Source organism: Caproiciproducens faecalis, assembly GCF_019448085.1.
GTDB classification, from domain to species: Bacteria; Bacillota; Clostridia; order Oscillospirales; family Acutalibacteraceae; genus Caproiciproducens; species Caproiciproducens faecalis.
In genome coordinates, this window is record NZ_JAGFNZ010000004.1 from 97,162 (window position 1) to 116,331 (window position 19,170).

A 19,170-nucleotide genomic window follows, 5' to 3' on the forward strand; every position below is an offset into this window, starting at 1 on the left:
AAAGGAGGTCTCAGTGTGGACTGCGTGTTTTGCAAAATAGCAAACGGCGAAATTCCCAGTAAAAAAGCGTATGAGGATGACCGTGTGCTGGCGTTTTACGACCTTGACCCTCAGGCGCCCGTGCATATCCTGATTATTCCGAAAAATCATATTCAGTCGGTGGAAGATATTACGGAAGAGAACAGCGGGATTGTCGGCCATATTTTTGAGGTGGCGGCAAAACTGGCCAAAGAAAACAATCTGGAAAACGGATTTCGCGTAGTAAGCAATGTTGGGAAAGATGGCGGCCAGAGTGTGCCGCATCTGCATTTTCACCTGCTTGGGGGCCGTTCCATGAAGTGGCCTCCGGGCTGATAAACAGCGTTTTATTTCAATCGGAAAGGTCGATTTATTATGGGAGAATATTACAAGATGACAATTGCGGGCTGCGAGCGCGAGCTGCCGATTTGTCCGATCAGCGATACGCTTGACATTGCGGGCTTTGTTATGCTGGGTGACGTGGAAATCACTGAAAAGACAGCGGCTGCGCTTCTTGCAAAATGCCCGGAGCATGACGTCGTCGTCACTGCAGAGACAAAGGGAATCCCTCTCTGCTACGAAATGGCCCGTCAGGGCTGCCGCCGTTACATTGTTGCGCGCAAGAGTGTGAAGGCGTACATGCGCAACCCCATCCATGTAGAGGTCAAGTCCATCACTACGGATCATGTGCAGAAGCTTTATCTGGCGGAAGACGATTATAGAGGCCTGAACGGAAAGCGTGTCCTGATTGTAGACGACGTGATTAGCACGGGAGAGTCCCTTGCGGCAATGGAGGACCTTGTCAGGCAGTTCGGCGGCAATATTGTCGGCCGTGCCTGCGTGCTCGCCGAGGGCGATGCCAAGGACAGGGAAGATATCATTTATCTGGAGCCCTTACCGTTGTTCTTTAAATAATTCGGACATTTAAAATTCGGGGGAGTTATGATGAAGCGGCCGCTTGTGTTGGTGGGTTTTTCTTATCTGCTGACACTGGCGGCCGCCGTTTATTTTGGCCCGTATTTGTCGCTTGTTTTCGCCTGCCTTTCGCTTGCAGGCTTTCTGATTACCATGCTGGTGCCAAAGGCGCGCGCAGCCGCCGTGTTTCCTGCCGCTTTGATCGCAGGCTCACTGGCATTCGGCAGCTTTTACGCGTATCATCAGTCACTGATAAAGCCGGCGGAGCAGCTTGCCGGGCAGGATGCGGTGATTGACGCTACTGTCTGTGAGCTTCCTTATCAGGCGTACAACCGGTTTTATTATATTGTGGAAGTCAATGACATCTCTCTGAAAGACGCCCCCAGGCCGCTGAAAATTCGGATTTCTTCGCAGAATGCGCTCCTGGTGGAACCGTATTCGCATATTAAAGGGAAGGTGCATCTGTTTCTTCCACAGGGGGGAGAAGGTTTTTCCTCCCGCTCTTACTACGCTTCCAAGGGAATCACTTTATTTTCCTACCTTTATGAATACGAAAATGTGCAGGTAAGCCCTCCGACCCATAAGCCGCCGTATTATTATGCGCTGAAGCTGCGGTCGGCGCTGCTGAAATCCGTTCGTTCCATGCTGCCGCCCAACGAGGCTGATTTGGTGAACGGGGTTCTTTTCGGCGATCAGACCAGCCTTTCTCCGCAGGTGACCTCTGATTTCCGCGCAATCGGAATTTCGCACATCCTTTCCGTTTCCGGGCTGCATATGACGACGATGGCCGAGCTTTTGCTGATGCTTCTTCTGTTTTTCAGGATTCCAAAGAAACCCGCTGCTGCTATGGCCGGTGCCGGCGTCGTCTGCTTTATGGCAATTACCTGCTTTGTCCCGTCCGTCACGCGCAGCGGGGTGATGTGCCTGATTTACCTTTCGGGAATGCTTCTTTCCCGCCATCCGGATTCGCTGAATTCCCTGAGTATTTCCGTGTTGCTGATCGGTTTAGCCAATCCGTACGCCGCCGCGGACGTAGGGCTGCTGCTCTCTTTTTCGGCAACGCTGGGATTGATTTTATTTTCCGGACAGACGGCTGGCTATTTAAACCGAAAATATGATAAAATAAAGAAGATCCGTCCCTTTGTGCGTGGGGTGAACGGAATATTGGGGACCACCGTATGGGCAGTGCTCTTTACGCTGCCCATCGTCATTCTTTCTTTTGGCAGCGTTTCGCTTGCCGCACCGATTGCCAACCTTCTGGAGCTTGTACCCTCCACGCTGATGATGAATTTTGCGGCCATTGCCGCCGTTGTGAATCTGGTTGCGCCGCAGTCCTTTCTTGCCATGCCGTTTGCGCTGGTTTCGGGACTGCTGGCGAAATATATGCTTGCCTGTGCGCACTGGCTGGCACAGCTTCCGTTTGCCTCTGTTTCGGCCTCCTACAGCTTTGTCCGAATCTGGCTTGCCGGAACGATTCTTTTGGTTGCCGTAACGGTTTTGCTGATGAAAAGCAAAAAGCTGTTCCGGGTCACCGCGCTGCTTTCACTGATTTTGCTTCTGACCGGTATTTTCTCTTACCAGCTTTCCATGCGCAACGTGACCCGTCTGGCTGTGCTGGACGGAGCAGAGTCGGTCGTCCTTACCCGCAACGGGCATGCGGCGGTCATTGGCTGCGGGGGCTTTCGCTCCGATACCGTTGCCGAATATCTGCGCAGTCAGGGAATCAAAAAACTGGACGTCCTTCAGCCGCTTTCCCTGACGGCGGAGGAAGCGAAGAACACCGCGGAACTGATGGCGGCCTTTACGCCGGAAAAACTTGTGATTCAAAACGATGGGATGATCGATACATTTATTCGCAGGGAAGCGTCCAAAACAAAAAATGTCGAAGTCTATGATTCCTTTGCCGAGACAAAATTGTGGAAAAATACGGATGTACAGGCGAGATTTGACGGTACGGCGGGTACGGTGAGAGTCACGACCGGCAATGTGTCGGTGCTGGTTTGTCCCAGCGGGGCAAAACTTACCGGATTATCTCAAGAGTGGCTTGCCTCTGATTTTGCGGTGGCTGCCGCTGTACCGGAGCATGGGGAACTGCTGCGTCCCATGATAACTATTCTCTCAGCGGAGAAAGAGGAACTGGGACAGGATGTTTTACAATTAAAGAAGCTGAATCCCATCATAACGGGCGGCGAAGGAAATATTGTACTGCAGTTCCGGGAGGACGGAACAATGGAATTAAGGAGGGAATAGCAGTGCCGGAAATTACCGAAGCGGAACTGAAAAAACAAATTGAAAAAGCGGATTTTTCAAACCTCTATTTGCTGCACGGGGAAGAGAAATACCTCGTCGGATTTTACGCGAAAAAACTGATCGCTAAGGCCGCGGGTACCGCGTTTTCCGATTTTAATTTCCAGCGCTTTGACGATACGGCCTCCATAGACGCGATTGCGTCTGCGGTGGAAGCACTGCCGTTTATGGCGGAACGCAAATGCGTTGTGGTATCCGACCTGGATGTGGAAAGCCTGCGCGCGCAGGAAGCGTCCAAGCTGGACGAACTCCTGAAAAGCGTGCCGGATACGACCGTGTTGGTCTTTTATCTGCCGTCCATTGAAATTGATTATAAGGCAGATAAAAAATGGAAAAAATTTATCGATACCGTCAGCCGCACAGGCGCAACGGTTCACTTAAAAAGACGTTCCGGGCCGGATCTTGAAAAGGCACTGTGCTCTGCGGCCTCCAAACGCGGCTGTGAGCTTTCCAGGCAGAATGCCGGACGTATTATCGGTTACTGCGGAAACGACCTTCAGACGCTGTTTAACGAGCTGGAAAAGTTATGTGCATATCAAAAAGAAGGCGCGATCAGCGCACAGACGATTGACGCTCTGGTGGTTAAGAATCTGGAAACCCGGGTCTACGATCTCTCCAAGGCGATTATTGCGGGCCAGTACGACAAAGCCTATGGGATTCTGGATTTGCTGTTTTATCAGAACGAGGAGCCCGTTTCCGTTCTGGCGGTGCTTTCTTCCGCCTATATCGATATGTACCGCGTCAGGGTTTCCATACAAAGCGGATTCAGCGCGATGGAACCGGCGAAACATTTTGACTATGCGCGCAAGGAATTCAGGCTTACCAACGCGGAAAGAGACGCCAAAAAACTCACTACGCCCGTGCTGCGTCAAAGCCTTCAGGTGCTTCTGGGGGCGGACACCGCGCTGAAAAGCGCACGCGGTGACCGGCGCATTATTATGGAAAAGCTGATTGCCCAGCTTTTACTGATTGCGGAAAAGGAGAAAACGGCTTGATTAAAGTAAAGGAAGCAGTCATTGTGGAAGGAAAATACGACAAGATTAAACTTTCCTCCATCATTGACGGGTTAATTATTGAAACGCGCGGATTCCGAATATTCCGTGATAAGGAGCAGATGGCAATGATCCGCCGTCTTGCGGACAAACGCGGGATTTTGGTTCTGACGGACAGTGATTCCGCCGGATTCCTGATCCGCAACTATCTTTCCGGCGCGGTCAGTGCCGATAAAATCAAACACGCCTATATTCCGGATATTTTCGGAAAAGAGAGCCGTAAGGAAAAGCCCTCCAAAGAAGGAAAGCTCGGCGTGGAAGGCGTTCCGGTTCAGGCTATTGTCGACGCGCTTCAGCGTGCAGGCGTTACCTGCAACGCCGATGAGGCGCCTGCGGGCAGGAAGATCGCCAAAACAGATCTGTACCTTGCCGGCCTGTCCGGTGGGGCAAACAGCGCTCAGAAAAGGGCGGCGCTTTTAAAAGAGCTTGCTCTTCCGGAGCATCTGGCGGTTAATTCCATGGTCGGCGTTCTGAACAGCATTATGAGTTACGACGAATTTTGCAGTTTAATTGACAAACTTTTTAAAAATTCTTAGAATAAGGGTTGACAATTTGCTTTATATAATGATATAATAACTCTCGCTGAGTCGCGCGAGTGCTGGAACTGGCAGACAGGCACGTTTGAGGGGCGTGTGTTGTATGACGTATGGGTTCAAGTCCCATCTCGCGCACCAACTTATAAAACCCGGTTCGTAAGAACCGGGTTTTTCTCTATTTAACAGGGATGTATAGGCCTAAAGTTAGCGTAAGTTTGGAGCGATGGCAGTGCTCTCATTTCGGAAACATTTTGTTCATTCTGTTGTTCCTGCAGTTTTTTTATTCTGTCAGGCATAAGTGGTTTTCTTGCGCTTTACAACGCAATTCGGGGATGCTATACTGAAAATTATTCAATATAACATTGTAGATAAGACAGGAAAGGTAGATGTTTTATGAATTGCTGCTGGTGTACGATTACCACGGAAAAATTGAACGAATCGGTGGCCTTCTATACAGAGGTTGTCGGGTTATCGGTAGAACGGCGTTTTTCTCCCGCTCCGGGTATGGAGATCGTTTTTTTAAAAGACGGCAAGGGCTTTGAGATTGAGCTGCTGCAGAACGGCAGATCCGTCGGTGCGGAGAGGGAAGGCATCTCTCTGGGCTTTGAAGTGAACTCTCTGGAAGAAACGCTTGCTTTGGTTAAAGCCCAAAATATTGCCGCTTTCGGAGGCCCTACAAAAGTACCGGGAGTTACTTTCTTCTTCGTAAAGGACCCGAACGGCGTTTCCATTCAGTTTGTGGAGAATCACCGCTGATTGTGGAGACTGTTTTAAAAGGAGAAAACTTCTTCTCATCCTTGCTTACTCAGAAAATTCTGTGATTAGGTGATAAACAAACCCTGAAAGTCATTTTGATTTTCAGGGTTTTCTCTATTTTTGCATTCTCTCTCATACATTTTAAAGAAATGCCTGAGAGGGGGAGTCAGTGTGAAATTGCTTTTATCAAAGCAGGTAAAAAAGTTCATGGGTATGGTTTTCGTTGTCTGCCTGTTGCTGGCGGTGGTTCTGAATACGGCGGGGTACTTTCTTGGGTGTAAGTACATCAGTGTCGCTGCAGCGATGGTGGAGGTGGACAAATATGAAGTCCGAAGCCGGCTTCTGCTGGATGCAGTCGACGAGCTGGGTGTGTGTACGCCGGAGGCTGCAGCCAAAGTATGGGCGGAAGGACTGCAAAAGAGAAACGGAGCCATGCAATATTCCGTAATGGGTTCATCTCTTAAAAAGGAGTATCTGAAACAGCTGAGTCAGTACAATGCCAATTGGGTTACGGGGGTGTCGAGTCCCTGGATTACAGGCTATAAAATTACCAGCCAGACACAGACAGACAGCGGTCAGTCCGTGATTGGGCTGTCTTTCTCCACCGCGACTTCCAGCGGCCCCGCCGGAGATTACCGTGCGGATCTGACCATTGCCAAGGACGGCGATTTTTGGAGAATCATTAAAATATCAGCGGAGGAGGGACTTCGCCCCTATATGGGAATTCCCGGCTGACAAGACCAATGCTTAAAAAGGAGCTGCCGCAAGACGTTGATCGTCTTGCGGCAGCTTCTTTTTTATTGGGGGTTTGTTGAATGGCTATTTGAAACTATGTGAAAGTTCAGCGGAGTTTTTTATTTCTCAGGCAGTTTCGGTGCTCATTGCTTTTTTACTGTCCTTTTTAACAATGAAGAACAGGACAAGAGCAAAGACAAAGCACAGCGCCGCCATAGCGAGAGCATAGACGAACATCATGTTATAGCCCGCTTTGCCGGGATTCGCATCCATCCAGCTGCCGATCATGGTGTACATGAAGATGTCGGGGGAATAGCCCAGGAAGGATACAAAACCGGAAACACGTCCTGTGGCGTTCACCGGCAGATGTGCGTCGTCGATGATGGCGAAGTACATGGAACGGACAACATAAATGATGAACAGACCGAAGATGAAGTTTACAATGACAATATTCAGTACTGCCGCGGATTCAGGCAGCACCAGGAATCCAAGGAAGGAGGCGATAAACAGCACCGCGCAGCCGATGATGACTTTGATACGGGAACCGATCTTATCAGCCAGGAATCCGCCGATAACGCCGCCGACAGCCTGAATGACATAACGGAAGGCACCAAGTGTGGTACCTACGGATTCCGGAGCACCGTATACCTTTACACAGTAGGTGTTCAGGTAGCCCAGCATCCCATAGATGCTGTATGCGGTAAAGACGATCGCGCAGATTACCCATACACGGGGCAGTTTCATGGCGTGCAGCATTCCTTTTGCAATGTCGAGGACGCTTTCGGTGTTTTCTTCACTTTTTGTATCTTCAATAAAGAACCAGTTGAGGATACCGATAATGATAACGACAATCGCGCAGACACGGATGGCCCACTGTGCGCCGAGAACCTTATCTGCAAAATGATTGTAAGCCGCCATCATACCGAATACCAGCAGTGCGTTCATGATGCCTCGAAGACCTTCCTGCAGGCCGAACAGACGGCCCTGTTCCTCGCTGGAGCCCAGCATACGGGTTGCCTTGATGCAGGCCGACCAGTATGTAATGATGGTGGAAATACCCATCAGGACAAAGATGATGCGGCAGACATTATAGCCGGGGAACATGGAGAACCAGAGTCCCAGAACACCGGTTACGATGAATGAAAAAGTCAGCAGTTTCCTTGCGGAGAATTTGTCGGCGATCATACCGCCGACAAAATAGGATAACAGTGCCATGGAAGCATAGCCGGATGAAAGAAGACCCATCTGTTCGTTGGTCAGCTGCATCGCGTTCTGGATCTGAACATAGAAAGTTTCACGGATATACGGTAATTGAAAAATGATGCCGGCACCTGCGGCAAGCAGGAGAAGAGTACCATATTTTTTGATAAATGCCTTGTTCATTAAATTTTCCTCCTCGTTTTGATTAGCTGCAGGATAATGAGAAATCTTCCAAAAGTACCTGTGCACAGTAAATTTGGAAAAAAAAAGAATAACTTCAACTCATCCGCGCAAACGGCGAATCAGTTGAAGTTACCCAATCTCTCAATCTCTCTGATAGTAACTGATGACAGTATACAGCAAATATCCCAAGTTGTCATTAAACAAAAACGCTAAATAAAATTTAGAATAACTGGACAAAATAAACAATTGACAAATAAAGAGACAGCCGTTATACTGAAGTCAGTTACCAAAGAGAGTAAGAGAAAGTAACTTTTTAATGGGCGTATACCCATTTGAAAGTTGCTTTCTCTTTTTTTATTGGTCAAAACCAGAAGAAGAAAAGGAGTAATAAAGCATGGCACTAATGAAACGAGAACAAATTGTTGAAGGCCTGATTGAAATCCTGGGAAGTGAAAACGTCATTACGGATGAGCAGGTTCTTAAAGAGAGCAGCAATGACCGTTACAGAAAATATGAACAGGTCTGCGAAGTATATACTCAGCCGATCCCCGCTGCAGTTGTTTATGTACACAGCACGGAAGAGGTTGCTCAAGTACTGAAATTCGCAAATGAATATCAGATTAATATTGTGCCGCGTACCGGCCATTCCGCTATTGAAGGCGGACTGGAAACCGCTCTGGAAAATTCGGTTGTCGTGGATGGTTCTAAGATGAACAAAGTACTGAAGGTAGATAAATACAATATGCAGGTTACCTGCCAGTGCGGCGTTCCCTTACAGGATCTGGACGATATGCTCCAGGAGCAGGGCTACACCACCGGCCATTCCCCGCAATCCAAACCGCTGGCACAAATGGGCGGCCTGGTTGCGACCCGCAGTATCGGCCAGTTCTCCACTCTGTACGGCGGAATCGAAGATATGGTTGTCGGTTTGGAAGCGGTTTTCCCCAACGGTAAAATCTGCCGCATTAAGAATGTTCCGCGCCGTTCCGTCGGTCCGGACATCAGAAACATTATTATCGGCAACGAAGGCGCCCTCTGCTACATTACGGAAGTAACCGTCAAAATCTTTAAATACCGTCCGGAAAACAACTGCTTTATGGGTTACACGCTGGATAACATGAAAACCGGTTTTGAGGTTCTTCGTGAAGTGATGGTGGAAGGCTACAAACCGTCCATCGCCCGTCTGTATGACCCTGCCGACGGCGGCATGAGCTTCTCTCATTTTGCAGCTCCCGGTAAGAGTGTACTGATCTTTACAGCAGAAGGCCCCGCAGCAATCGCCGAAGCCACAGCCGCAGGCATCAAGGAAATTGTTTCGCGGTTTACGGAGTGTGAGCCGGTCGATCCGAAATATATTGAAAAATGGTTCAGCCACCTGAACTGGGGCGCAGAGCAGATTGCACAGGAGCGCGAGGAAATCAGGGCGACAAAGAACATCGGCATCACCACCGAGGTTTCCGGCTGCTGGGACTGCATTTATGAAATCTATGACACCGCCCGCAAGCGCATCATGGAAGAAGTGCCGGACATCACGCTGATCGGCGGCCATTCCTCCCACAGCTATATCAACGGCACCAATATGTACTTTGTTTACTATTACAACATCGTCGACTGCCCGCCGGAAGAGGAAATCAACAAATACCACAACCTCATCAATCAGATTATCTGTGAACAGGTTGTTAAATACGGCGGATCCATCGCACACCACCATGGCCTCGGCAAAGCCAGAGCGCACTACGTTCATGAGGAATACGGTTCATCCTTCTATATGCTGGACACCCTCAAGAAGGCATTTGACCCGAACGGCATCATGAATATGGGAACGCTGATTCCACTCAGAAAATGATGAAACTGTTACTTCCATTTTCCATAACTCCGGATCTGGAGGCCCTTTCCGAAAAGGATTGGGTCTTCACATCCGATTTAAAAGTTGATACTTCGTTTACGCCGCTAGACTGGAATAGCTTTGATGAAAGTGCGCTGGAAATGAGCCTGAAGCTGTCCAATCAAGCTGAAGGCTCTTTTTGTTTTTATCGGTATGCGCTGACAGTCGGAGAAATGCCCTGCGACCGGTTTTTGAAAACGCTAGCCGCTCTGAAATTCGACGAGCTGTTCCGGGTTAACCCCGGCGACGCGGATCTGCGGTTCCGGCCGGAAGTAATCGCCCGGATTATTGCGTCCTTTGCGCAGACATACGCCCATCCGGATTTTATCTTGATGGGGCGGCAGAAACAGGTTGGCGACAATGCGTGCACGCCCCTTCTGACGGCGGAATTGCTGGGGTGGCCGTGTGTTACGCAGGTGATTGAAATTGAGCCGGCGGATGAACATCGGCTCCGTGTCACCAGCGCGGTTGACGGCGGGACAGCTGTACAGACCATTTCCGCTCCGTGCGTGCTGAGTGTCGGTGACGCGCCATGCACTTATCTGCGTGTTCCTACACTGAAGGATAAAATGACGTATGGGAAAAAAGCCATTACTGTGATGAAGCTGGAGGATTTTCCGGAAGCAGAAGTTTTGCTTTCCAGCCCCAATGCGGAGCTGTGTTCGCTGACTCCCATTCACCGGGAACGGGAGGGCGTTTTGATCGAGGCAGACACTCCGGAGGAAAAGGCGGAAATTTTATACCGGGATTATCTGAAAGGCAGGTTGGAGCGTTTATGAAAGCAATATTGGTACTGAACGCCTGTGCAAATGATTACCGGATACAGTCCCAATTTCTGGCCGGATTTCTTCAGCAGCGCACAAAGGGAGTCGAAGCGGATACTGCCGTTGTATTCCACACACAAGAAGCGGACCGTGCTGAACTTTTGTCTTCTGTACCGGCAAAAGAAGCAATCCTTATCTGTCTGACAAAGGCACGGACGGAAACCATGCTGAATCAGCTTGAAAAACTGGGATTCGAGCAAACGGATCGAGTTTATCTGTTTGCCGGTAACTGCTTCGGGTCGGAGCTGGCTGTCCGGATGGGCCAACGCTGCGGAGGAACCTTTCTGACCGGTGTAGACACTGTTCAGTGTACCAAAGAGGGGATTACCGTCACGAAATCTGTATACAGCGGGCATATGGAGGCGGAATTCGCCCTCAAGAGAGCGCCGTACTGCCTTTCTGTTTCCAGATCCAGCGCCGAGCCGGTAATGCAAAAGGGTCCGACCGCAGAAATTCTGGAGGAATGGACCGCACGGGAAGATACGGAAAACGATTTTTCCGAAGACTATACTTTGATTCCCGGAAACGAGGAGAAAAATCTGGAAACCGCTCCGTTTCTTCTTGCGGCAGGATCAGGAGCCAAAAATAAGGAAGGAATAGAAGCTATGGCTCAGGCCGCCGAAAAAATGGGTGCCGAATTCGGGGTCAGCCGCCCGGTAGCCATGAGTGCGTGGGCGCCAATGAGCTGTCTGATCGGTGTTTCCGGCGCAATGATAAAGCCGGAGATCTGTATTGCGGCAGGCGTTTCGGGCGCACCGGCTTTTTACGCGGGTATTGAAAAAAGCGGCTTTATTGTTTCTGTCAATTCCGATCCCAGAGCGCCGATTCACCGGAAATCCGACATTGCAATCGTGGATGACTGGCATACGGTTTTAAAGCATCTCAGCGATCAATTTCCGAAAAGCCTTTAAAAGCAACCCGAAAGAACAAAGAATGATTATAATCTGATAGTGAGGTATCATTGCATGAACAGCCGTCCAATTTTTCCTATGGACGAATCGTACGAGGAATATATTCACGATGAGTCTCAATTTTCCGGCAGTGCACAGAGCATTTCGTTTCCGCGCAGCGAAGAAGAGATCTGCGCGGTAATCAGCGAAATGCGTGAACAGCAGATTCCGGTAACCGTGCAGGGTGGCAAGACCGGGATCGCCGGCAGCGGGGTGCCGCTGGGCGGGCATCTGATGAATGTGGCCGACTGCAGCCGGGTACTGGAATATTCCGAAACGGATGGAAAATATCTGCTGACAGTGGAACCCGGTTTGCGCTTGACGGAACTGAAGCAGGAGATGGCAAAGCTGGGCGGACCCGTCCACCTTTTCTGGCCGCCCGAGCCGACGGAAACTTCCGCGACGGTCGGCGGCGTTGCCGCTGCGGCTGCGTCCGGAATCTGTTCCTATGCTTACGGAGGCGCAAGGCAGTATTTTGAAGCGGCACGCGTCGTTCTGGCTGACGGTACTGTGCGGGATATTCGGTGCGGGGATCATTTTCTAAAGGTAAACGGTGAACAGCTTGATGAGCTGGACGCGTTCCTTGGCAGCGAAGGAATGCTCGGTGTTTTCTCCGCTTTGACTCTGCGGCTGATTCCCTGCCCTGCGGAACAGTGGGGAATTGCTTTTTTCTTTGAAAACAGACAGGACGCTTGGCGTTTTGCGGATGAACTGCAGTCCGACCCGGTCAGGTCAGAAGAAGCACAGGTGACGGCGGCAGAATATATCGACGGGAATTCCATCCGGCTTGTGGAAAGCAAAAAGGAACTGCTGACCAAACTTGGCAGCATCCCTCCCATTGACCCCACTTTTGACGCGATGATCTATCTGGAAATTGCGGGGGAGGAAGCCGGCATCGAATCCGCGGCGGAAATTCTGATGGAGCGGGCGACCCAGTTTGGAAGCGACCCCGACCGTGCGTGGGCGGTATCCGGGGAAAAGGAAATCGAGTCTCTTCGTACTTTCCGCCATGCGGTTCCGGAAACGGCCAATCTTATTGTGGAAGAAAACCACCGGAGCAATGCTGAAATTACCAAATTATCCACTGATATTTCTTTTGAGGGAAAATCATTCACGCAGATTATGAACTGGTATGAGGAATGTCTGAAAGACCTCCGGCCTGCTCACTGCATTTTCGGCCATATCGGGGAAAACCATTTGCACTGCAATCTTTTTCCCAAAAATTCTTCGGAACAGCAGCAGTGCGAGGCGTGGATGAGCTGGATGCTGCAGGAGTCCGCGGGGCTCGGCGGCTGTGTCGTTACAGAGAACGGGGTCGGCAAACTGAAGCGGCGCTGGCTTCCGTCAGATAACGCGCTGATTTCTCGGATGCGCAAATTAAAAGAAATTTACGACCCGACGAACTTCTGGAACCCCGGCAATATGTTTTGATAAATCCAGATCGTGGAAGATAAAGGGAGGGAAAATATGAAAATTGCGGTTTGTATGAAGCAGGTTCCGGCGGAATCCCGCGGCTCCATGAACGAGGAGACCGGTGTGATTGTCCGTGCGGGACTGCAGCCGGTGGTGAACAATTATGATCTGAGCGCGCTGGAAGCGGCCCTTCGCATCCGGGAGTGTGTTCCTGCGGAAATACATGTTTTCACAATGGGACCTTCCAAAGCGGAGGAAGTGCTGCGTACCGCTTTTTCCATGGGAGCGGACGCCGGATATTTAATATCGGACAAGGCGTTTTCCGGTGCCGACGTCCTTGCCACTTCGTATACGCTGCATAGAGCGATTGAAACGGCGGGACAATATGATGTAATCCTGTGCGGCAGACAGACTACCGACGGAGATACGGCTCAGGTCAGCGGGGCACTAGCGCAGTGGAGAAATCTGCCGCACGTCAACTGGGTGTCGGCAATTGAAAATATTACGGAATCAGCCGTGACCGTGGAACAGACGGTTGAACGGGAAAAGGTTCGCCTGCTCCTGCCCCTGCCCTGCCTGCTGTCCGTGGAGCGGGAAGGATTTTTGCCGCGAATGCCGTCTCTTCGTTTGAAAATGGCGGCGGGGAAGAAGAAGATTACCGTTGTCACGTTAAAGGATTTGTCCGATCAGGATGCATCCCATTACGGTCTGAACGGCTCTGCAACAAGGGTCAGAAAAATTTATCCGCCGCCGCGTATGCAGCACAAACCACTTTTTTCGGGAAGTCCGGACGAGTGCGCGGAACTGATTTTGCGGGAAACGGGAATGGGGTGAAGAGATGAATCAGGACATTTTAATCTGTCTGGAAGTAAATGAGAACGGACTGCATCCTTCGTCTCTGGAACTGATCGGGAAAGCGCTGGAGCTGACCCAGCCCTGCGGGGGAAACATCTTCGGCGTTGCGTTCGCCCGCAATACGGAAACGCTGTCTGAAGAATTGCGCGGCCTTCCGCTCAGAAAGGTATATGTCTGTCCGGCCTGCCGCACCTTTGACGCGCAGGAATGTGCCGCAGCCGTTGTGGAGTGTGTTCGTCTGCTTGACCCGTCGGTACTGCTGATTGCCGGAACCTGCTTTGGGCGGGCAATGGCTCCGCGCGTCGCCGTGGCCTGCCGCACCGGTTTGACGGCGGATTGTACAGAGCTGGAGCGCACGCCGGAAGGCGGCCTGATCCAGATCCGACCCGCCTTCGGGGGCGATATCATGGCCAGAATCGTAACCGACCACACGCGCCCGCAGATGGCCACGGTACGACCCGGCGTCATGCAGTCCTGCGCGCGTGGCGGGAACCAAGTACCGGAACTTTGTGTTTTCAATATCGAAACTTCCGGTCGTATCGATTTGCTGGATATGCAGCCGTTAAAGCTGAAAGCGGGCATTGCCGAGCAAAAAATACTGGTCGCGGCCGGCCGCGGTGTGAAAAGGAAAGAGGACCTCGAAATGCTGGAGCATCTGGCTGAACTGATGGGAGGCGCACTTGCCTGCTCGCGGGCGCTGGTCGAAAAGGGTCTTCTGCCGCACGAAAAGCAGATCGGTCTGTCCGGGGCGACAGTCAGTCCGGATTTGCTGCTTACCTGCGGGATTTCCGGGTCGGTGCAGTTTCAGGCGGGGGTGCGCCGGGCGAAAGCAATTATTGCCATCAACAGCGATCCCGAAGCAAAAATATTTGATCTTGCACACATCCCGATTCTGGGAGATTTGTATGAAATTGTTCCTAAACTGATTGACCGGCTGGAAAAGAAGGAGTCTTTTGACTGAACCGGAATTGAAAAGGTGGACACTGCGGCGTTAGACGTTTGCGAATCCTAAAATCTGTGGAGGAGGTAACCCCTTTGATCCGATTTGAGAATGTTACGAAGGCATTTAAACAAAACGAAGTAATTAAGAATTTGAGTTTTGAAATTCAGGACGGGGAAATGGTTGTTTTGGTTGGACCCAGCGGATGCGGCAAAACCACAACACTGAAAATGATTAATAAACTGACAAGCCCGACTTCCGGCAGAATCCTGATCGACGATCAGGATATTGCGAAGCTGGATACTGTCAAACTGAGAAGAAGAATCGGGTATGTCATCCAGAAAACCGGACTTTTTCCTCATATGACTGTAAAGGATAACATAGAGATCATTTTGCAGATAGAGGGCATTGACGCGGCAAAAAGAGAGCATATCACTTCGGAAATGATGAGAATTGTGGGGATGGACCCGGAAGCGTATCTTTACCGCTATCCTTCCCAGCTGAGCGGCGGTCAGCTGCAGAGAATCGGCGTTGCCAGAGCGTTTGCATCCGACCCGAAAATCGTACTGATGGACGAGCCGTTTTCCGCATTGGATCCGATTACCCGCGCTCAGCTCCAGTCGGAGCTTGTTGGGCTGCAGACCCGGCTCAAAAAGACCGTTGTTTTTGTAACGCACGACATGGATGAAGCGATCAAAATAGCCGACCGCATCTGTATTCTTGATGGTGGACGCATTGTTCAATATGACACACCTGAGAACATCCTGAAAAATCCGGCCAATGAGTATATTTCTGATTTCGTAGGAAGAAAGAGAATCTGGAATATCCCCGAGCTGATCCGTGTCAGGGACATCATGCTGATTAATCCCGTCAGCTGCACTCGGAACACAACTCTGTCAGAGTGCGCGGAGCTTCTGGGAGCCAATGAAATCAACGCCCTCCCGGTTACCGACGGGGAAAACCGCTTGATTGGCATTGTATACGGTGCTGATCTTCAGAAACAGTCCGACCGCACCGGCCTTGTCGGTGAAATAATGAAGACAGAATTCCCGACAACGGCTCCAGAAAAAAATCTGCTGGAAATTCTCGGTTTCATTCGGGAGCGCCAGCTTGATTTTGTGCCGGTGGTGGACGAAGAAAACCGTCTAATCGGACTGATTACATCCAAAAACCTGATGACTGTTTTAAGCCAGCAATTTGTAGATACGGAGGGTGAACGATGACGGAATTTTTTGCAAGCTTCTGGAACATCCGTGAACAGATCCTTTCCCTGCTGCTGGATCATATTCACTTGACGATTCTCTCCGTGGGAATCGCGGTTTTGATCGGGATTCCCGTCGGAATTCTCATCAGCCATTCCCCCAGACTCGCGCAGCCGGTTCTGGGAATGACAAATATTGTGCAGGCAATCCCCAGCCTTGCCATGCTCGGATTTTTAATTCCGTACCTTGGAATCGGTACGGCGCCCGCAATCTTCTGTGTAGTAATCTATTCCCTGCTGCCCATTGTAAAAAACACCTGTATCGGTTTAAATAACATAGATCCTGATACGCTGGAAGCGGCCAAGGGAATCGGCATGACGCAGGGACAGGTCATGGGAAGGGTACAGCTGCCGCTTGCGCTTCCCGTCATCATGGCCGGTATCCGAATCGCCGCGGTTAACGCGGTGGGCTTCGTGACCATCGCCGCTTTTATCGGCGCGGGCGGACTTGGGTATCTCGTGTATTCGGGTATCCAGACCAGCAATACCTATCTGATTTTAAGCGGTGCGATTCCGGCCTGCATTCTGGCTCTGGTGGTTGACTTTGTTGTCGGTTTTTTAGAAAAGATCGTTACCCCGGTCAACCTGATTAACCCGACAATCGATATGAATAAGGAAAAAGTCCGCCGTCACAAAAGAAAACGCTGGATTGTTTCCGCCGGTGCGCTGGCCGTGATGGCCGCGATCATTATCGGCTCTGTTGCCCCCATCAACAAGGCGGAGGGCAAGGTGATTCATGTCGGTTCCAAAAATTTTACCGAACAGCTGATTTTGGGAAATATCTATGCTGATCTGATTGAGGACAAAACGGATATCAAAGTGGTGCGCGATTTAAATCTGGGCAGCACCGATATCTGCTATAACGCGCTGAAAAGCCGCCATGTCGATATGTATGTGGAATATACCGGTACGGCGTACGGCAGCCTGCTTAATCAGGGCTCCTCTACCGATAAAAAACACATCTACTCCACCGTGAAGGAACTGATGGCCAAGCAGGGGATAGAGGTGCTGGACCCTATTGGTTTCAACAATTCCTTTGTGCTGGCGGTTCGTCAGGATACAGCGGACAAATATAGGCTGAACAACATTTCGGACCTGGAAAAAGCAAGCAGTCAGCTGATTTTTTCTCCCACTATAGAATTCAATAACCGCAAGGACGGAATTACCGCTCTGTACGATGCCTACAATCTGAAATTCAAGGGAACTTCCCCCATCGAGGGCGGGCTGGGCTATACGGCCATTGCCAGCAAGAAATGCGACGTCCTGACAGCATACTCCACGGACGGACTGCTGAAAACCTATCAGCTCAAAGTTCTTGAGGATGACAAAAACGCTCTGCTTTCCTATTATGCCATCCCAATGATCAACGAATCGGTCCTGCTGGAATACCCGGAGCTCAAGGATGTCATCGACCTGATGACGGGACTGCTGGATGATGAATCCATGCGGAATCTCAACTATCTTGTCGATCAGGAAGGTCAGTCCCCGGAGGATGTAGCGCTGAACTTTTTAAAAAGCAAGGGCCTGCTGTAAAAGGTTTGTATAAAGAAAAAGGGCGTGGTATAATAAAGTCAAACTGAAGAATAAGGTACCAAATGGATAGCCAAATCGACAAACAGAGGTGCAATATGAAGTTAACAACGGAAGAATTCTTGGAAAACACAGAAGTCTGTCCGGTCATAGCGGCGATCAATAAATGGGAAGCCGTAGAGAATTGCGGAAAAGTGGACTGTAAAATGGTCAACGTTCTGTTCGGGGATATCTGTACCATTTCAGATATTGTCAAAAAGCTAAAGGAAATGGGAAAAACCGTTTTTGTGCATGTTGATCTGATTACAGGTTTTGCAAGCAAGGAAGTCTGCGTGGATTTTATTCAGAAGTACACGGAAGCAGACGGGATTATCAGCACAAAGCCGTTCCTGATTAAGCGTGCCAATGAATTGGGACTGTTCACGATCCAGCGCTTTTTTATGATTGACTTTATTACCTACGCAAATGTGGTTAAGCATGTTCACGCAACGGACCCGAACGTGGTCGAGCTGCTTCCGGCAGGTTTATCGAAGGTTATCCGGTATTTGTGCAGCGAAATTGACCGGCCTGTGATTGCGGGTGGCCTGATTCTGGATAAGGACGATGTAATCGGTGCGCTCAGCGCCGGGGCAATTGCGATATCCACCACGAATCAGGAAATCTGGCGGGACTGAGCAAATAAACATACAATTCTGCAATTTGTACAAAATTTTTTAAAAAAATTCGCACAAAATAGCATTGACAAACAGATATATTTTCTTTATACTAAACACAGTTACTAAAGAGATGAAGAGAAAGTAGCTTCAACACAGCGTTATGCTGTCTTGAAGCTACTTTTTTTGTTGCATGAAAACTCTTTTTATGTTTTCGTGCGTACAAAAATAAGTGTCGGGAACAGTATAGTGTGCAGATACTGTTTGATGGTGCGGCTCTTTGTCTTACAAACACAATACATAACTTATGGAGGTAAACATTATGAGCTTCGATATCAATGATTTTTCTTTGGACTTTTTCAGCCTGAAAGGCAAAAACGCGGTTGTAACCGGCGGTAACAGCGGTCTGGGACAGTGCTTTTCACTGGCATTGGCAAAAGCCGGCGCAAACGTATTTGTTGCCAGTTTTGTTGAGGACGACGGAACAACACAGAAGCTGATCGAGGAAGCCGGCAGCAAGATGGGCTTTATGAAATGTGATCTTACTGAAAAAGGCGTACCTGGGAAAGTAGTTGAGGCTTGTGTCAACCAGTTTGGCAGCATCGATATTCTGATTAACTGCGCCGGTATCTGCAAACTGAACGATGTTCTGGACTTCGACCGTGCCGACTGGGATCCAATGATTGCGACCGGCCTTACCGCAGCTTTTGAACTGAGCCATGAGGCTGCCAAATACATGATTCCGCAGAGAAGCGGTAAAATCATCAACATCTGCTCGCTGTTCTCCTATCTGGGCGGACTGGGTTCCCCGGCATATGCCGCTATGAAGCACGGTATTGCGGGCCTCACCAAAGCCTATGCGGACGAGCTTGGCAAATACAACATTCAGGTTACCGGCATTGCTCCCGGCTACTACGCTACCAACATCACAGTAGAAACCCGCAGCAACCCCGTTACCAACCAGAGAGTGCTTGACCATATTCCGGCCAACCGCTGGGGTGAAAGACAGGATCTGATGGGAACCGTTGTGTTCCTTGCCAGCCACGCTTCCGACTATGTCACCGGCACACTGGTTGTCGTTGACGGCGGCTACCTGGTTCGCTGATTTTTTATAGCGCGGCGGGGAGAGTGATTTCTCTCCGCCCCAACACTATCCG

18 protein-coding genes and 1 tRNA gene are annotated in these 19,170 nt (G+C 50.1%); 18 read left to right on the top strand and 1 reads right to left on the bottom strand.

What is annotated here, in order from left to right; genetic code table 11:
* The first annotated feature begins 15 nt into the window (after positions 1 to 15).
* The 8 genes from J5W02_RS10885 to J5W02_RS10920 all read left to right on the top strand — a co-directional run bounded on the left by J5W02_RS10885 (position 16) and on the right by J5W02_RS10920 (position 6,319).
* The gene (locus J5W02_RS10885; protein WP_219965719.1) at positions 16 to 354 is read left to right on the top strand and encodes a histidine triad nucleotide-binding protein; all 339 of its coding nucleotides are present in this window, start codon (positions 16 to 18) and stop codon (positions 352 to 354) included.
* Between the two features lie 39 nt (positions 355 to 393).
* Positions 394 to 933 carry a phosphoribosyltransferase family protein gene (locus J5W02_RS10890; protein WP_219965720.1) on the top strand — a complete coding sequence of 180 codons (540 nt, stop codon included), beginning with the start codon at positions 394 to 396 and terminating at the stop codon, positions 931 to 933.
* Between the two features lie 27 nt (positions 934 to 960).
* Positions 961 to 3,183: a ComEC/Rec2 family competence protein gene (locus J5W02_RS10895; protein WP_219965721.1), complete on the top strand. Its 2,223-nt coding sequence runs from the start codon at positions 961 to 963 to the stop codon at positions 3,181 to 3,183.
* A 2-nt stretch (positions 3,184 to 3,185) separates the two neighbouring features.
* Positions 3,186 to 4,235, top strand: coding sequence for a DNA polymerase III subunit delta (gene holA, locus J5W02_RS10900; RefSeq protein ID WP_219965722.1), 1,050 nt, complete (start codon positions 3,186 to 3,188; stop codon positions 4,233 to 4,235).
* On the top strand, positions 4,232 to 4,828 hold the full coding sequence (locus J5W02_RS10905; protein ID WP_219965723.1) for a toprim domain-containing protein: 597 nt from the start codon (positions 4,232 to 4,234) through the stop codon (positions 4,826 to 4,828). The genes holA and J5W02_RS10905 overlap by 4 nt, the downstream gene beginning before the upstream one ends.
* Positions 4,829 to 4,881: 53 nt before the next feature.
* Positions 4,882 to 4,966, top strand: a tRNA-Leu gene (locus tag J5W02_RS10910).
* A gap of 255 nt (positions 4,967 to 5,221) precedes the next feature.
* Positions 5,222 to 5,584 carry a VOC family protein gene (locus tag J5W02_RS10915; RefSeq protein WP_219965724.1) on the top strand — a complete coding sequence of 121 codons (363 nt, stop codon included), beginning with the start codon at positions 5,222 to 5,224 and terminating at the stop codon, positions 5,582 to 5,584.
* A 171-nt stretch (positions 5,585 to 5,755) separates the two neighbouring features.
* Complete coding sequence (locus J5W02_RS10920) at positions 5,756 to 6,319, top strand: hypothetical protein (RefSeq protein ID WP_219965725.1); 564 nt, start codon at positions 5,756 to 5,758, stop codon at positions 6,317 to 6,319.
* 126 nt (positions 6,320 to 6,445) lie between these two features.
* On the opposite strand, the gene J5W02_RS10925 is transcribed toward J5W02_RS10920, so the two are convergent.
* Positions 6,446 to 7,702, bottom strand: a complete 1,257-nt coding sequence (locus J5W02_RS10925) for an MFS transporter (RefSeq protein WP_219965726.1) — start codon at positions 7,700 to 7,702, stop codon at positions 6,446 to 6,448.
* Between the two features lie 403 nt (positions 7,703 to 8,105).
* On the opposite strand from J5W02_RS10925, the gene J5W02_RS10930 reads away from it, so the two are divergent.
* From J5W02_RS10930 to J5W02_RS10975, 10 genes are all read left to right on the top strand, one after another.
* The gene (locus tag J5W02_RS10930; RefSeq protein WP_255575702.1) at positions 8,106 to 9,548 is read left to right on the top strand and encodes an FAD-binding oxidoreductase; all 1,443 of its coding nucleotides are present in this window, start codon (positions 8,106 to 8,108) and stop codon (positions 9,546 to 9,548) included.
* Positions 9,545 to 10,366: an electron transfer flavoprotein subunit beta/FixA family protein gene (locus J5W02_RS10935; RefSeq protein ID WP_255575703.1), complete on the top strand. Its 822-nt coding sequence runs from the start codon at positions 9,545 to 9,547 to the stop codon at positions 10,364 to 10,366. Before J5W02_RS10930 ends, J5W02_RS10935 begins: the two co-directional genes overlap by 4 nt.
* Positions 10,363 to 11,322 (top strand): electron transfer flavoprotein subunit alpha/FixB family protein, encoded by a 960-nt coding sequence (locus tag J5W02_RS10940; RefSeq protein WP_219965728.1) that lies wholly within the window; start codon positions 10,363 to 10,365, stop codon positions 11,320 to 11,322. The genes J5W02_RS10935 and J5W02_RS10940 overlap by 4 nt, the downstream gene beginning before the upstream one ends.
* A 54-nt stretch (positions 11,323 to 11,376) precedes the next feature.
* Complete coding sequence (locus J5W02_RS10945; RefSeq protein WP_219965729.1) at positions 11,377 to 12,792, top strand: FAD-binding oxidoreductase; 1,416 nt, start codon at positions 11,377 to 11,379, stop codon at positions 12,790 to 12,792.
* A 36-nt stretch (positions 12,793 to 12,828) separates the two neighbouring features.
* Positions 12,829 to 13,608: an electron transfer flavoprotein subunit beta/FixA family protein gene (locus J5W02_RS10950; RefSeq protein WP_219965730.1), complete on the top strand. Its 780-nt coding sequence runs from the start codon at positions 12,829 to 12,831 to the stop codon at positions 13,606 to 13,608.
* 4 nt (positions 13,609 to 13,612) lie between these two features.
* Positions 13,613 to 14,590 (top strand): electron transfer flavoprotein subunit alpha/FixB family protein, encoded by a 978-nt coding sequence (locus J5W02_RS10955; protein WP_219965731.1) that lies wholly within the window; start codon positions 13,613 to 13,615, stop codon positions 14,588 to 14,590.
* A gap of 74 nt (positions 14,591 to 14,664) precedes the next feature.
* Positions 14,665 to 15,792, top strand: a complete 1,128-nt coding sequence (locus J5W02_RS10960; protein ID WP_219965732.1) for a betaine/proline/choline family ABC transporter ATP-binding protein — start codon at positions 14,665 to 14,667, stop codon at positions 15,790 to 15,792.
* Positions 15,789 to 17,363, top strand: a complete 1,575-nt coding sequence (locus J5W02_RS10965; RefSeq protein WP_219965733.1) for an ABC transporter permease/substrate-binding protein — start codon at positions 15,789 to 15,791, stop codon at positions 17,361 to 17,363. Before J5W02_RS10960 ends, J5W02_RS10965 begins: the two co-directional genes overlap by 4 nt.
* Positions 17,364 to 17,482: 119 nt before the next feature.
* A complete protein-coding gene (locus tag J5W02_RS10970; RefSeq protein ID WP_330659747.1) occupies positions 17,483 to 18,034 on the top strand; it encodes a glycerol-3-phosphate responsive antiterminator in 552 nt (183 codons plus the stop codon).
* Positions 18,035 to 18,335: 301 nt separating this feature from the next.
* Complete coding sequence (locus tag J5W02_RS10975; protein WP_219965735.1) at positions 18,336 to 19,118, top strand: SDR family oxidoreductase; 783 nt, start codon at positions 18,336 to 18,338, stop codon at positions 19,116 to 19,118.
* Positions 19,119 to 19,170: the final 52 nt, after the last annotated feature.